Annotated in this window: 12 protein-coding genes; 4 read left to right on the forward strand and 8 right to left on the reverse strand. The window is 66.4% G+C overall.

What is annotated here, in order from left to right; all coding sequences use genetic code 11:
* Nucleotides 1-57: 57 nt before the first annotated feature.
* From DBV14_RS28475 to DBV14_RS28495, 5 genes are all read right to left on the reverse strand, one after another.
* Nucleotides 58-918 (reverse strand): branched-chain amino acid ABC transporter permease, encoded by an 861-nt coding sequence (locus DBV14_RS28475; protein WP_124464510.1) that lies wholly within the window; start codon nucleotides 916-918, stop codon nucleotides 58-60.
* A gap of 62 nt (nucleotides 919-980) precedes the next feature.
* Nucleotides 981-2,177, reverse strand: coding sequence for an ABC transporter substrate-binding protein (locus DBV14_RS28480; protein ID WP_124464532.1), 1,197 nt, complete (start codon nucleotides 2,175-2,177; stop codon nucleotides 981-983).
* A gap of 108 nt (nucleotides 2,178-2,285) precedes the next feature.
* Entirely contained in the window at nucleotides 2,286-2,609 is a 324-nt protein-coding gene (locus tag DBV14_RS28485; protein WP_124464512.1) for a 2Fe-2S iron-sulfur cluster-binding protein, read from the reverse strand.
* A 17-nt stretch (nucleotides 2,610-2,626) separates the two neighbouring features.
* Nucleotides 2,627-4,087 carry a glutamine synthetase family protein gene (locus tag DBV14_RS28490; protein ID WP_124464514.1) on the reverse strand — a complete coding sequence of 487 codons (1,461 nt, stop codon included), beginning with the start codon at nucleotides 4,085-4,087 and terminating at the stop codon, nucleotides 2,627-2,629.
* Between the two features lie 11 nt (nucleotides 4,088-4,098).
* Complete coding sequence (locus tag DBV14_RS28495; protein ID WP_124464516.1) at nucleotides 4,099-5,430, reverse strand: aromatic ring-hydroxylating dioxygenase subunit alpha; 1,332 nt, start codon at nucleotides 5,428-5,430, stop codon at nucleotides 4,099-4,101.
* A 287-nt stretch (nucleotides 5,431-5,717) separates the two neighbouring features.
* Here DBV14_RS28495 and DBV14_RS28500 point away from each other — a divergent pair, with 287 nt between their 5' ends.
* A complete protein-coding gene (locus DBV14_RS28500; RefSeq protein ID WP_124464518.1) occupies nucleotides 5,718-6,452 on the forward strand; it encodes a GntR family transcriptional regulator in 735 nt (244 codons plus the stop codon).
* 95 nt (nucleotides 6,453-6,547) lie between these two features.
* Entirely contained in the window at nucleotides 6,548-7,171 is a 624-nt protein-coding gene (locus DBV14_RS28505; protein WP_124464520.1) for a TetR/AcrR family transcriptional regulator, read from the forward strand.
* Between the two features lie 33 nt (nucleotides 7,172-7,204).
* Here the strand turns inward: DBV14_RS28505 and DBV14_RS28510 are convergent, their stop codons facing one another.
* Both DBV14_RS28510 and DBV14_RS28515 read right to left on the reverse strand, forming a co-directional pair.
* Nucleotides 7,205-8,560 (reverse strand): amidase, encoded by a 1,356-nt coding sequence (locus DBV14_RS28510; RefSeq protein WP_260397260.1) that lies wholly within the window; start codon nucleotides 8,558-8,560, stop codon nucleotides 7,205-7,207.
* A 239-nt stretch (nucleotides 8,561-8,799) separates the two neighbouring features.
* Nucleotides 8,800-9,606 carry a metallophosphoesterase gene (locus DBV14_RS28515; protein WP_124464526.1) on the reverse strand — a complete coding sequence of 269 codons (807 nt, stop codon included), beginning with the start codon at nucleotides 9,604-9,606 and terminating at the stop codon, nucleotides 8,800-8,802.
* Nucleotides 9,607-9,731: 125 nt separating this feature from the next.
* On the opposite strand from DBV14_RS28515, the gene DBV14_RS33520 reads away from it, so the two are divergent.
* Nucleotides 9,732-9,905, forward strand: coding sequence for a hypothetical protein (locus tag DBV14_RS33520; protein ID WP_185546153.1), 174 nt, complete (start codon nucleotides 9,732-9,734; stop codon nucleotides 9,903-9,905).
* A gap of 114 nt (nucleotides 9,906-10,019) precedes the next feature.
* On the opposite strand, the gene DBV14_RS28520 is transcribed toward DBV14_RS33520, so the two are convergent.
* The gene (locus DBV14_RS28520) at nucleotides 10,020-11,000 is read right to left on the reverse strand and encodes a LysR family transcriptional regulator (RefSeq protein WP_124464527.1); all 981 of its coding nucleotides are present in this window, start codon (nucleotides 10,998-11,000) and stop codon (nucleotides 10,020-10,022) included.
* 122 nt (nucleotides 11,001-11,122) lie between these two features.
* Here DBV14_RS28520 and DBV14_RS28525 point away from each other — a divergent pair, with 122 nt between their 5' ends.
* On the forward strand, nucleotides 11,123-11,665 hold the full coding sequence (locus DBV14_RS28525; protein WP_124464530.1) for a hypothetical protein: 543 nt from the start codon (nucleotides 11,123-11,125) through the stop codon (nucleotides 11,663-11,665).
* Nucleotides 11,666-12,186 lie beyond the last annotated feature (521 nt).

A 12,186-nucleotide genomic window follows, 5' to 3' on the forward strand; every position in this document is an offset into this window, starting at 1 on the left:
GGGCGCGCCCTGAACGACGGCGAACACCCTGACCACCGCGAAGCCAAAAAGCGCGAGTCATGCCAGCCCCTTCTTCGCGACGATGCCGTTCGGCCGCACCAGCAGCATGACGATCATGAAGACGTAGATGAGAAAGGCGCCCGCTTCAGGCAGGTAGTACTTGCCCGCCACGTCCACGATGCCGACCAGCAGCGCTGCGATGAATGGCCCCGTGACCGTGCCCGCGCCGCCCACGCACACCACCATCAAAAAGTAGACGAGGTACTTCAGCGGGAACGACGGCTCCAGCCCCAGCATGCCCAGGCTCAACGCACCGCCGAGGCCCGCAAGGCCGCAGCCCAGCGAGAAGGTCAGGAAGAACAGCCGCTGCACATTGATGCCCGTGCCGCCCGCCACGCGCTGGTTGTCGACCGCCGCGCGCACCATCGCGCCGTAGCGCGTCTTGCCCAGGCCCAGCAGCAACGCCACCAGCACCGCCACGCCGCAGCCGATCAGGAACAGGCGGTAGCGGCCCACTTCCAGGCCCAGCAGCGACACCTGTCCGTCGAGTGCCGGCGGCAGCGTGAAGGGCTGCATCGTCGGGCCGAAGAAATACGTGAAGGCTGCGATCGAGACGAACACCACGCCGATCGACAGGAGCACCTGGTCGAGCGGGTGCGCGCGGTACAGGCGCCGGTAGAACACGAACTCCAGCGCCGCGCCCACCAGCGCCGCCGCCACGAAGGCCGCCAGCAGCGAGAGGCCGAAGCCCACGCCCCACTGGTTCATCAGCACGCTCGCGGCGTAGCCGCCCACCATCGCGAAACTGCCGTGCGCGAGGTTGACGAAGTTCATGAGCCCCATCGTGATGGACAAGCCCACCCCGATGAGGAACAGGAGCATGCCGTAGGCCACCCCGTCGAAGATCACGATTCCCATGGATTTCCCGTCGCTGCCAGGGCCTCGCGGCCCGGGTTGCTAGCTTGTTGCTTGCTGGCTGGTTACTTGGCGGCTTCCTTGGCCGGGTCCTTGACGCGATCGAACTTGTCGAACTCGACGTTCACCAGCTGGCCGTTCACGCGCTCGGTCTTGCGGATGTAGACGGTCTGCACGATGTCGCGCGTGACCGGATCGATCTCGATGGGGCCGCGCGGGCTCTCGAAGCTCAGGCCCTTCAGGGCTTCCATGAACTTGTCGCCGCCGGTGTCGCCCTTGGTCTTGGCCAGCGCCAGATCGATGGCGGCCATGGCGTCGTACGCGGTCACCGCGAAGTAGCTCGGGCGCAACTTGGCGCCGTTGTCGGCGGCGAAGTCCTTCACGAACTTCTGGTTCTTGGGCGAGTTGTGCGCGAACGAGTAGTGGTGGCTGGTGACGAGGCCGAGCGCCACGTCGCCGGTGGCGTCGAGGTAGCTGTCGTCGGTGGCTTCGCCGGTGGCGAAGAGCTTGATGCCGGCCTGCTCCATGCCGCGTTCCTTCCACACCTTCAGGAAGGCCGGCGGCATCACGCCCGAGGGGAAGAAGAAGAACACGGCCTGCGGCTTGGCGTCCTTGATGCGCTGGACGTAGGCCGAGAAGTCGGGGTTGTTCATCGGCGTGCGCACTTCGCCCGAGACCTTGCCGCCGCCGGCGGTGAAGGTCTTCTTGAAGGCGGTTTCGGCATCGACGCCCGAGGCGTAGTCGGCGACCACGGTGTAGGCGTCCTTGACGCCCTGCTTGAGCATGTAGCGTGCCATCGGGTCGGTGACCTGCTGCACGGTGAACGACAGGCGCGCCACGTAGGGCGAGCTGGTGGTGATGGCCGACGAGGCGGCGTTCATCACGATGGTCGGGATCTTGGCCTGCGTGGCGATGGCGCCCACGGCGTACGCGTTGGGGCTGAAGTCCAGGCCGGTGAGCACGCTCACCTTGTCGCGCACGATCAACTCTTGCGCAATGCGCTTGGCGGCGTCGGGCGCGGGGCCGGCGGTGTCTTTCTTGATGATCTCGACGGTGCGGCCACCCACCTTGCCGCCGTGCTCCTTCAGGTAGAGCGCGATGCCGGCGTCGAACTGGCGGCCGTAGTCGGCGTAGGGGCCCGAGTAGGTCGCGATCAGGCCGATGCGCAGGGGCTCGTCGGCGGCCTGCGCGGTCGACATGCCCAGCACGCCGAAGCTTGCCAGCAGCAGGGTCGAGAGGATGGTTCTCTTGGTCATCGTCATTGGCGTCATTGAAAAAGGCCTTTCAGGTGGAATGAAATGCGCCCCGTCGGGCGCCGCTGTCTTGTAACCGGATGTGCGGTAAGCGGGCGATGATGCCCGAAGCACCCTTCAAACCTGTGTATCGGGCACGCGCACCGTGAGGCCATCGAAGGCCGCGGTCACGTTGAGCTGGCAGCTCAGCCGGCTGCCGGGCTTTCGCTCGGAAGCCACGGCGTCGAGCAGGGCGCTTTCCATGTCGTCCGGCGGTGGCAGCAGGTCGATGAAGGCGTCGTCCACGTAGACGTGGCAGGTGGCACAGGAACAGCAGCCGCCGCATTCGGCGTCGATGCCGCGCACGTTGCCGCGGATGGCGGTTTCCATCACGCTGGCGCCGATCTTGGCGTCGACCTCGCGCGTGGTTCCGTCCTTGAGGATGTAGTGGATCGTGGGCATGTCGTCGGGAGAAATGTTCAGAACATGTCGAAGTACTCGCGGTGTTCCCACTCGGATACTTCGAGGTTGAAGCGGGCGATTTCCGCTTCCTTGATGTGGCACAGGTAGTCGATGAAGACCTTGCCCATCTGCGCGTTGAGCATCTCGTCTTTTCGCAGGCAGGCGAGGGCGTCGCTCAACGAACGCGGCAGTTGCTCCGCCGGCGTTTCGTACGGCGCGTCGGCCGAAGGACCGGGGTCGGTCTTGTTGCGGATGCCGTCGAGTCCCGAGAACAGTTGCGACGCGAGGTACAGGTACGGGTTGGCCGTCGGCTCGCCCACGCGGTTCTCGATGCGCGAGGCGTTCTGCCCCACGCCGCCGAGCACGCGCAGCATGGCGCCGCGGTTGTCCCGCGCCCAGATCGCGCGGTCGGGCGCGAGCGAGAAGGGGCGGTAGCGGCGGTAGCCGTTGAGGGTCGGGCTGGCCAGCGCGGCGGCACCGCAGGCGTGCGCCTTCAGGCCGCCCAGGTAGTGCATGCCGATCTCGCTCAGGTCGCGGCCGCCGGCCTCGGGCATGAAGGCGTTGACGCCATCGCTCTTGCGCCGCAGCGACTGGTGAAGGTGCCAGCCGCTGGACATGACGTTCGGAATTTTCGGGCGGCACATGAAGGTGGCGTGCAGCCCGGCGCGCTGGCAGATCTGCTTGATGGCGCTGCGCAGCAGCACCATGGTGTCGGCCGGCATCACGCCCGCGGTGGGACCGAAGGTCAGCTCGAACTGGCTCGGGCCGAATTCGATCTCGAGCGAACGCAGCGGCAGGCCGAGCGCGATGAGGTTGGAGCGCAGCAGCTCCATCAGTTCGTCGACGCGGTCGTAGCGCAGCTCGGTCAGGTACTGGTGGCCGTGCGAGAGCAGCGACACGCGTGGCGGCTCGCCGGGCTGGCCCGAATCGGCCAGGCCCATGCGTGCGTCTTCGAGCTTGAAGACATGGAACTCGACCTCGAGGCCGGCAATGAAGTCCAGCCCCAGTTCGTCGAGCTGGCCCACCGCGCGCTGCAGGATCTGCCGCGTCGCGAAGGGGCAGGGCTTGCCGTCGGCCATGTAGGCATCGCACAGCACCCAGCCGGTGCGGGGTGCCCACGGCAGCACCTTGAAGGTGGCGGGGTCGGCCACGATGGTGAAGTCGGCACCGCCCTGCAGGCCCTCGATGGCAAAACCGCCGTTGGCGCTGAACACCGGGAACACGGTCTTGTGCGAGGTGTCCTTGGCCAGCAGCGTGGAGGTGAGGTTCACGCCTTCCCACAGGGCCGAGCGCGCCTCGCTGGCAACCAGCGTCTTGCCGCGCAGAAGGCCGTGCTGGTCGGGCCAGGCGAAGCGGACCACGTCGACTTCGCCGCTGTCGATGCGGCGCACCAGTTCCCGCGCCTGCGCATGCTGGTCGTCGGACCAGAGGCCGAAGCGGTCGACGAACTTGTTGCTGTTGTTATTGCTGCTGCTCATGGCGTGCGTGCTCAGGCGGCCAGCCGTGCGGAAGCCCAATCGGACTTGAGGCGGCGCGCGCGGTCGGCCTCTTGCCAGTAGGTCTCGGTGGCGGCTTCGTCGACCACGTTGCCGATGCCGTCGATGGACGGCGGCCCGGTCATGGCGCTGGCTTGCGTGGCGTCGATGAGCATGGGCGCGCTCTCGCCGGCCAGCGTGGCGTCGATGGCCTTCACCAGCAGGCGCCGGTAGGCAATGATTCCCTTGTCGGTGCTGCCCAGGTGCTCGCGGGTGCGGTCCTGGATGGCGCCCTGCGACTCCACCGCCCACTGGTCGTGCACGTTGATGTCGTCGCCCATGCCGGTGTAGGTTTCGGTCAGCTGTTCCTCGATGCTGAAGCCGTAGTTGTTGCGCTTGTTCTTGCGCGAGGTGTAGTCGGGCAGCTCGTAGAGCTTCAGGCGCTGGTCGCGCATCTGCTGCTTGTCGACCGGGCCGGTGAAGCTGGTGAAGATGGCGTACCAGTAGCAGTGCGTGTCGTCGACCGGCACATGCCATTGCGAGATGGTCATCTCGGCGCTCATGGGAATCACGAAGGCCTGCGGGAACACCACGTTGGTCACGCGCACGTGGGTGGTTTCTTCAGAGAGCTTGCGCAGTGCCTTCAGGCGGAAGCCGTAGTCGGTGGGCTCGACGCTGATGTCGGGGCGGTCGTACTCGCGCAGCACCTTGGTGATGGGCATGTCGGAGTCAGCCGAGGCGCCGCGGAACTGCTTGCCGTAGCTTTCGGAGGTGTCGGCGTCTTCGAAGAAGCGGTGCAGGTACGAGGCGTGCGCGGGGTCGATGCCCACTTCGAGCGCCTGCAGCCAGTTGCATTCGAACAGGCCCTTGAACGCGAAGGTGTGGCTGTCGGGCGCCACGAAGCAGTCGAACTCGGGGAAGGCGGGGGGCTCGCCCTCGCCGATGTATGCGAACACCACGCCGCTTTTTTCGACCACCGGATAGGCCGACTGCTTGATGCGGCTGCACAGCTTGCTGGTGGGCGGCTCGGCGGGGGTTTCCAGGCAGTTGCCCTTGGCGTCGAACAGCCAGCCGTGGAAGGCACAGCGGATGCCGCCGTTTTCGAGCCGGCCGAAGGCCAGGTCGGCGCCGCGGTGCGGGCAGTCGCGGTCGAGCATGCCGAGCTGGCCGCTTTCGTCACGGAACAGGACGAAGTCCTGCCCCATGAGCTTCACGGGCTTGACCGGGCGCGGGCCCGCCAGTTCGTCGGCCAGGGCCACCGGCTGCCAGTAGCGGCGCAGCAGCTTGCCGGCGGGGGCGTCGCGTCCGACGCGGGTGATGAAATCGTTTTGCTCTGCGCTGATCATCGTGCGGGCTCCATCGTGGGTTCTTTGGAAAGGGGTCTGCAGGCATTGCATGCAACTGTATGCATTGTCTTGGTGATCCTTGATCCTGGTCAAACTTTCGTCGGTCATTTCGCCCCTGATTGGGGCCTGGAAGGGCAAAAATACGGGTAAACGCTGAGCGTAGCGTGTGTTTTTGACACTTGTTGCGCAGAAGTGCATGCAACAACCGAGCCAAGGTACATATGCTGTGTGCAGGGGCGGACGCGTCTCCTAGAATCCGCTCATTCCTCTTCCCCTGGCGCCTCCCGATGGACTCCCAACAATCTCGCGTGCTCGTGCAGTTGCGCGACATGATCCTCAAGGGCGAATTCGTGCCCGGAGAGCGGCTGGCCGAGATTCCGCTGGCCGAGAAACTCGACGCCTCGCGCACGCCGGTGCGGCTGGCGCTGGCCAGCCTGGAGCACGAAGGCCTGATCGAACAATCGCCCAGCGGCGGCTACCAGATGCGCCGCTTCACCTCGCAGGAGGTGGCCGACGCCATTCGCGTGCGCGGCGTGATCGAAGGCTTTGCCGCCCGCCTGCTGGCGGAAGACGGCGCCTCGCGCCAGCTGCTGCGCGACCTGAAGGAATGCCTGGAAGACGGCGACCGGGCGGTCAACAAGCCCAGCATGGAGATCGACGACTACGCGGCCTACGTCGAGATGAATGATCGCTTCCACAAGCTGATTCTCGAAGGCTGCGGCAACCTGGCGCTCAAGCGCGTGATGGACATGCTGGGCGGCCAGCCCTTTGCCGCGCCGAGCGCGATGCTGCCGATGCAGTCGTCGATGGAAGAAGGCCAGCAATGGATGCGGCAGGCGCACCGCACGCACCACGCGATGGTGCAGGCCATCGAGCGCGGCCAGGGCTCGCGTGCGCAGGCGCTGGGCGAGGAGCACGTCGAAATCGCGCGCATGAACCTCGACTACGCGCTGGAGCGGCCGGAGCTGGCGGCCGAGCTGATGCCGGGCATTCGCCTGGTTTCCAAGGGCCGCAACGCCTGAGCCGGGCCGATGCAACTGTCGGGTCTGCAAAAGACCGGGCGGTATTTCGGCATCCGCACCGTCTGGTCGGCGACGGCCGAGACTAGAATTTCCGCATGAATGCCGTTGCTGCCGCCCCCGCCAAGACTTCGTTCAAGGAACAGATGCTGCAGGCCCGCGAAGAGGCCATCGTGCAGACCGCGAGCCGCCTGCTGGCCGAAAAAGGCTTCGAGTCGATGACGGTCGACGAGGTCGCGGCCTCGGTGGGCATTGCCAAGGCCAGCCTCTACAAGCACTTTCCGAGCAAGGAAGACCTGGCCGCCGCGGCCATGGTGCGCATCATGCAGCGCACGCTGGATTTTTTGGCGTCGGTGCCGGCCGAGGGCCAGCCGATCGCCAAGCTGCGCGCCGTGGTGCGCTGGTCGATGGAGGTCCAGCTGGCCGGCGAGATGCCTTCGCTGCCGCACCAGAACTCGACCTTGCGTGCCGCGCTCATGAACAACCGCGGCTACCTCGACCGCCTGGTGACCATCAGCGACAAGCTCGGTGGCTGGATCCAGGCCGCGCAGGCCGACGGCACGCTGAACCCGAAGCTGCCGGCCATCGCCGTGCTCTACACGCTGTTCGCGCGGGCCTGCGATCCGGTGCTGGGTTTTCTCAAGGCGGGCGGCCTGCAGAGCGACGAGCAGATCGTCGAGCTGGTGCTTGCGACCTGCTTCGACGGGCTGGCGACGCGCTGAAGCGCTTCGGGTACTTCGGGCGTTTTTCGCGTCTCAGTTGGCGAGAGTGCGCCGGGGCGTGACCACGGCTTCCACCGCCGCGCCGACCGCCAGCAGCCGGTGATCGGTGTTGCCGATGCCGGCCACCATCAGGCCGACCGGCGCGGTGCCCGCGTCATGGCAGGGCACCGACAGCGCGCAGCCATCGAACAGGTTCACCACGGACGGATTGCGCAGCATGCGGCCATTGATCCGGTAATAGGTGTCGTCGTCCTTCAGCACTTCGGCGATGGGCGGCGCGATGTCGGGCGTGGTGGGCATCAGCATCGCGTCGTAGCCGGCGGCCGCGGTGTTGATCGAGCGGATGAACTGGCGGCGCAGCGACTGCAGCTGCAGGTAGTCGGGCGCGGTGATGGTTTCGCCGGTCTTGATGCGCGCCAGCACGCGCGGATCGTATTTGGCGGCCGCGGCCTTGATGAACTCGCGGTGCCAGGTGAAGGCCTCGGCCGCGGTGATCATGCCCCGCGGGTTGATGCTCGGCGCCTTCGCGAACTCGAGCATCGCAAGCTCGGTGACCGTGGCGCCGGCGGCGGAGATCTTGGACAGCGCGGTGGCAAAAGCCGCCGCCACCTGGGGTGAGAGCTCGTCCTGGAAGAAGGTCTTGGGCACCGCGAAGCGCATGCCGCGCAGCGGCAGCACCTTGGGCGCGCGCGGCACTTCGCCGGCCAGCACCGCGTCGAGCAGCGCGCAGTCTTCCACCGTCCAGGCCATCGGCCCGGCGGAATCGAAGGAGGTCGACAGCGGCATCACGCCGTCGAGCGGAATGCGGCGCTGCGTGGGCTTGAAGCCGACCAGCCCGTTCAGCGCCGCCGGAATGCGCAGCGAGCCGCCGGTGTCGGTGCCGATGGCGCCGGCCGCCATGCCGTCGGTCACCGAGATGGCACCGCCCGAGGTCGAGCCGCCCGGAATGCGGCCGGTCGCGCGGTCGTAGATGTTCTTCGGCGTGCCGTAGTGCGGATTGATGCCCAGGCCGGTGTAGGCGAACTCGACCGTGTTGGTGCGCCCGACGATGATCGCGCCGGCGCGGCGCAGGCGCTCGACCACCAGCGCATCGCGCGTCGCCGGCGGCTGGCCGACCAGCACCTTCGAGCCACCGAGCGTGGTGATGCCGGCTTCGTCGAACAGGTCTTTCAATGAGATCGGGATGCCTGCGAGCGGCGAGGCGGCCGGGCGGCCGCTCTTGCGGTCGGCATCGAGGCGAGCCGCGGCGGTGCGGGCGGATTCGGCGTGCACCTGGATGAAGGTGCGCGCGCCTTCGCCCGCGGGGTTCTGGATGGCGGCCAGTGCTTCTTCGACCAACTGGCTGCTGGTGAGCGTGCCGGCCGCGAGGCGGCGGGACATTTCGGCCATCGACAACTGGCCCATCGCCTTGCCGGCGGTATCGGGCGGCGGTGTCTGCGCCAGCGCCCTGGTGGGCAGCAGGGAGAGCATGCCGGCCGCCGCGGCCGCGCCGGCGGTGTGTTGCAGGAAGGTGCGGCGTTGTTGTCGTTGTGGCTGCTGCATGGCGCTTCTCCTCGGGGTGGATGGGCTCGCGGCAGCAGTCTACACAGCCGTCATGGCGTGAGCGTTGCCGGCCGTTACGGCGGGGCTCAGCGCACGTCGATCAGGAGGCCGGGGCGAAAGCCTTCCTGCTCGCCGTTGCGCTTGTAGCCCAGCGGGTTGGCCACCACGCGGCAGCCGTTCTTCATGTAGTCGAAGGGGCTGTGCAGGTGGCCGTGCAGCCAGAGTTGGGCGTGCGGCAGCAGTTCGTCGAGTGCATTGCAGAAGCCGGCCGTGCCCGGCGTCAGGCCGTAGCGTGGATCGGCGCTCGCGAGGCTGGGCGCGAAATGGGTGATGGCGACGGTGGTGCCGTCGAAAGGCTCGGCCAGCGCTTGCTGCAGCCAGGCCTGGCAGACAAGCGCCTGTTCGCGCATCTGCGCGGCCAGGAAGAGCTCGCCGTTACGCATGGTGGCCGCTTTTTCAAGGTAGAAATCGGCCGCGCGCATCGCCTTGCCGCGTTTCTTGAGTGCGTCGGCCAGGCCGTCGGTCGGTTCGACCAGGGCGTCGAAGTCGGCCCAGAGCGTGGTGCCGACGAAGCGGATGCCATCGATCACGCGGGTTTCGCGCTCCAGCCAGAGAATGTCGAGCTCTTGGCAGAGTGCGCGCAGCCGCTCATGGGTTTCGTCGAAGTCGACGTTGTCGTATTCGTGGTTGCCTGGCACATAGACGACGGGCACCGGCCAGCCGTTGCGGGGCGAAAAGCGGCCCAGGCCGAAGTCGGTGTCGGTCAGGCGGGAGCCTTGTTGGTAGGAGCCGATATCGCCCGCCAGGATCAGCATGTCGGCGCCCGGAACGGGCTCGGCACGGAAGTTCGGATGGGACTCCAGGTGCAGGTCGGAGAGCAGTTGCAGCTTCATCGTCCGGCCAGTCTAGGTGAATTGCCCCATGCGTGAAGTGCATAAGGTGGGGCTTGTTTTGTTAGGGATAACCCTTAATCTTGGGGCATCAACCACTCCAGCGCAGCCAAAAGCAGCGCACTGTCATGTTCAGCCTCATCGCCCAAGTGGCCCGTTTCTTCCGTTCCACGCCCGTCAACGCCCCCGCCAGCCACGCGGCCGCCCTGATGGAAAGCGCCGACGTTCGCGCCGGCCGTGGAGCCCACCACGCGCAGGAACTGCGCGCCGCAGCCAGCGCCTGGCTCAGCGTCGTCAGGTAATTGGCTCGCCCCCAGGCTGCGCGCACTTCGTGTCGCTACGCCAACCCCCTACCGGGGGCAATACCAGCGGCCCGGCAGAGCCGGTTCCGCGGTGTTTCACGAATAGCGGCCGGGCTATTGCGGGATTTTCTGCCCGAGCACCGAACCGGCGAAAGCCGCCGCTGCCGAGCGCAACAGCGCGGTGCGCAGCCACTCGTGCGCATGCCCGTGCTGGGCGCGGCGGTGCCAGACGGCATCCACGTGCACCGGCGGCTGGTCGAAGGGCAGGTCGCGCAGCACCAGTTGTTCGTCGATGCCGGTCACGGTCACGAAGTGGCGCGGCAGCACGGTCAGCAAATCTGAATTGGCCACCACGCGGCCGGCCGTGAAGAACTGGTTTACTGTCACCACGATGCGCCGCTCGCGCCCCATGGCGCCCAGCGTCTGGTCGATGAAGCCGTAAGGCCGGCCTGAAAAACTCACCAGCAGATGCCGTGCGGCGCAGTAGCTGTCGAGCGTCAACGGTGCGCTGGCCAGCGGGTGGTCGCGGCGCATCACACATACATATTGGCCCAGGTAGAGCCGCTGGGTCTCGAACGCCACGCCTACGCCGGACTGCCCGCGCGCTGCCAGGCTGGCGATCACGGCCGGGAAATAGCCGACGGCCATGTCGACTTCTTCCTGTTCCAGCATGCGGCGCGGGTCGCGCGTGGTCAGCGGGAGCACGCGCAGCGAAATGGCGGGCGCTTCCTTTTCGGCGATCTGCACCAAGCCCGGAATGAGTTCGGCCGCGGTGGCGTCGGCCATGGCCAGCAGGAACGTGGTGTCGGCGGTGCCGGCATCGAATTCACCGGGCGCCAGCGTGTGCTGCAGTTGGCGCAGGGCGTCGCGCACGGTCGGCCAGAGGGCGAGCGCGCGCGGCGTCGGCTCCACGCCAGCGCCCGAGCGACGCACCAGCTCGTCGCCCAGCACCTCGCGCAAGCGCCGCAGCGCATTGCTGACCGCGGGTTGCGTAATGGAGAGGTTGCGGGCGGCGCGCGTGAGATTGCGCTCTGCCATCACCTCGTCGAAGACGCGGAGCAGGTTGAGGTCGAGCGTGCGAAAGTTGACGTCCATCAGTGCTGTGAATGATAAACATCAGAAAGATAAAGTGGCAAAGCACTAGGGTAACCCCTAATATCACTGCATCGGCATCGTTTGCCGCCACTGATTTTCACTATCCCCAGGAGGGATGCATCATGACCAGCTTCGTTCACGTTGACCAACCTACTGTCCACCCCGGCGTGCGTCGCGCCGAAGTCCTGTTCGGCCAGATCCAGGCCGCTCGCGCCGGCGCCAATGGCGCACGTCCGCTCATCGCCCTGCTGATCGTCGCCATTGCGGCGGCCGTGCTGGTGGTGACCGACTCGCTCGTGTCGAACTGGAGCGAAGGCGGCCTGCTTGCTGCCTGGACCCTGTTCTGTGTCGCCGCCATTGCCCTGTTCGCGGTGTTCGCCAGCTCGGTGAGCAAGACCGGCCTTGCAGCTTCGTGGCGCGCTGCCGCCCAGCGCCGTGCGTCGGCCCGTGCTGACGCCCGTTTCCTGGAAACCGCGCAGAACGACCCGCGCGTCATGCAGGAACTGCAAGCCGCCGTGTGGCGCCAGCAATCGGAAGGCACTGTCTCCGCCGCTGAAGTCGCCAAGGTCGACGCGCTGGCCCGCATGAGCAACCGTTCGCAGGAAGTGCGCATGCCTACGCTGTATGAAGCAATGCGCCGTATGAACAGCTCGCGCTATTACTAAGCAGCGACGTGCTGATCGAGAAAGCCGCCTTTGGGCGGCTTTTTTATTGGGTGTTGATCGTGTTGCCTTGAATGCAGCTGGGGACAGGTCTTTGTGGAGAACATGGCTGCTGGGCCAGGCGTTGGGCGAGGCCTCTCTAATAGAGAGAGGAGGCGAGCGCCGCGGACACAAGGTGTCGTGTGCCTTGCGTTGTCGACGTACGAGGCTGCTGGGCTGCCTCCTTTCTCTGGGGAGGCGTCAGCCTCTTCTATTAGAGGAGACCGCCCCCGGCCCGAGTGAATCGCTTCCTCATGAGATGGTGGCTTTGTTGAGCACGTCTTTGGGCTCATGTTCTTTTCTCGTGCTCTGCACTCCGGCGGCCCGGTACACGGAGGGCGTACGAGTGCTCCCACTGGAGGGAAGTAGTGGTGATCAGGTGGGGGCAGTGACTGCTAAGCGGCGCCACGAGAGAAAAAGTCACGCAAAGTTGACCAAGCTCGAAAAAGCGGTGCATAATCGAAGGCTCGGCTGATATCGCTGCA

Origin of the sequence: Variovorax sp. KBW07 (genome assembly GCF_003852515.1) — a bacterium.
Classification (GTDB): domain Bacteria; phylum Pseudomonadota; class Gammaproteobacteria; order Burkholderiales; family Burkholderiaceae_C; genus Variovorax.

Bases quoted from the DNA above. Each gene is read 5' to 3' on its own strand.
- DBV14_RS28525 (WP_124464530.1), top strand. From the start codon at position 11,123: ATGACCAGCTTCGTTCACGTTGACCAACCTACTGTCCACCCCGGCGTG.
- DBV14_RS28500 (WP_124464518.1), top strand. From the start codon at position 5,718: ATGGACTCCCAACAATCTCGCGTGCTCGTGCAGTTGCGCGACATGATC.
- DBV14_RS33520 (WP_185546153.1), top strand. From the start codon at position 9,732: ATGTTCAGCCTCATCGCCCAAGTGGCCCGTTTCTTCCGTTCCACGCCC.
- DBV14_RS28495 (WP_124464516.1), bottom strand. From the start codon at position 5,430: ATGATCAGCGCAGAGCAAAACGATTTCATCACCCGCGTCGGACGCGAC.
- DBV14_RS28480 (WP_124464532.1), bottom strand. From the start codon at position 2,177: ATGACGATGACCAAGAGAACCATCCTCTCGACCCTGCTGCTGGCAAGC.
- DBV14_RS28510 (WP_260397260.1), bottom strand. From the start codon at position 8,560: ATGGCCGAAATGTCCCGCCGCCTCGCGGCCGGCACGCTCACCAGCAGC.
- DBV14_RS28505 (WP_124464520.1), top strand. From the start codon at position 6,548: ATGAATGCCGTTGCTGCCGCCCCCGCCAAGACTTCGTTCAAGGAACAG.
- DBV14_RS28475 (WP_124464510.1), bottom strand. From the start codon at position 918: ATGGGAATCGTGATCTTCGACGGGGTGGCCTACGGCATGCTCCTGTTC.
- DBV14_RS28490 (WP_124464514.1), bottom strand. From the start codon at position 4,087: ATGAGCAGCAGCAATAACAACAGCAACAAGTTCGTCGACCGCTTCGGC.
- DBV14_RS28515 (WP_124464526.1), bottom strand. From the start codon at position 9,606: ATGAAGCTGCAACTGCTCTCCGACCTGCACCTGGAGTCCCATCCGAAC.
- DBV14_RS28485 (WP_124464512.1), bottom strand. From the start codon at position 2,609: ATGCCCACGATCCACTACATCCTCAAGGACGGAACCACGCGCGAGGTC.
- DBV14_RS28520 (WP_124464527.1), bottom strand. From the start codon at position 11,000: ATGGACGTCAACTTTCGCACGCTCGACCTCAACCTGCTCCGCGTCTTC.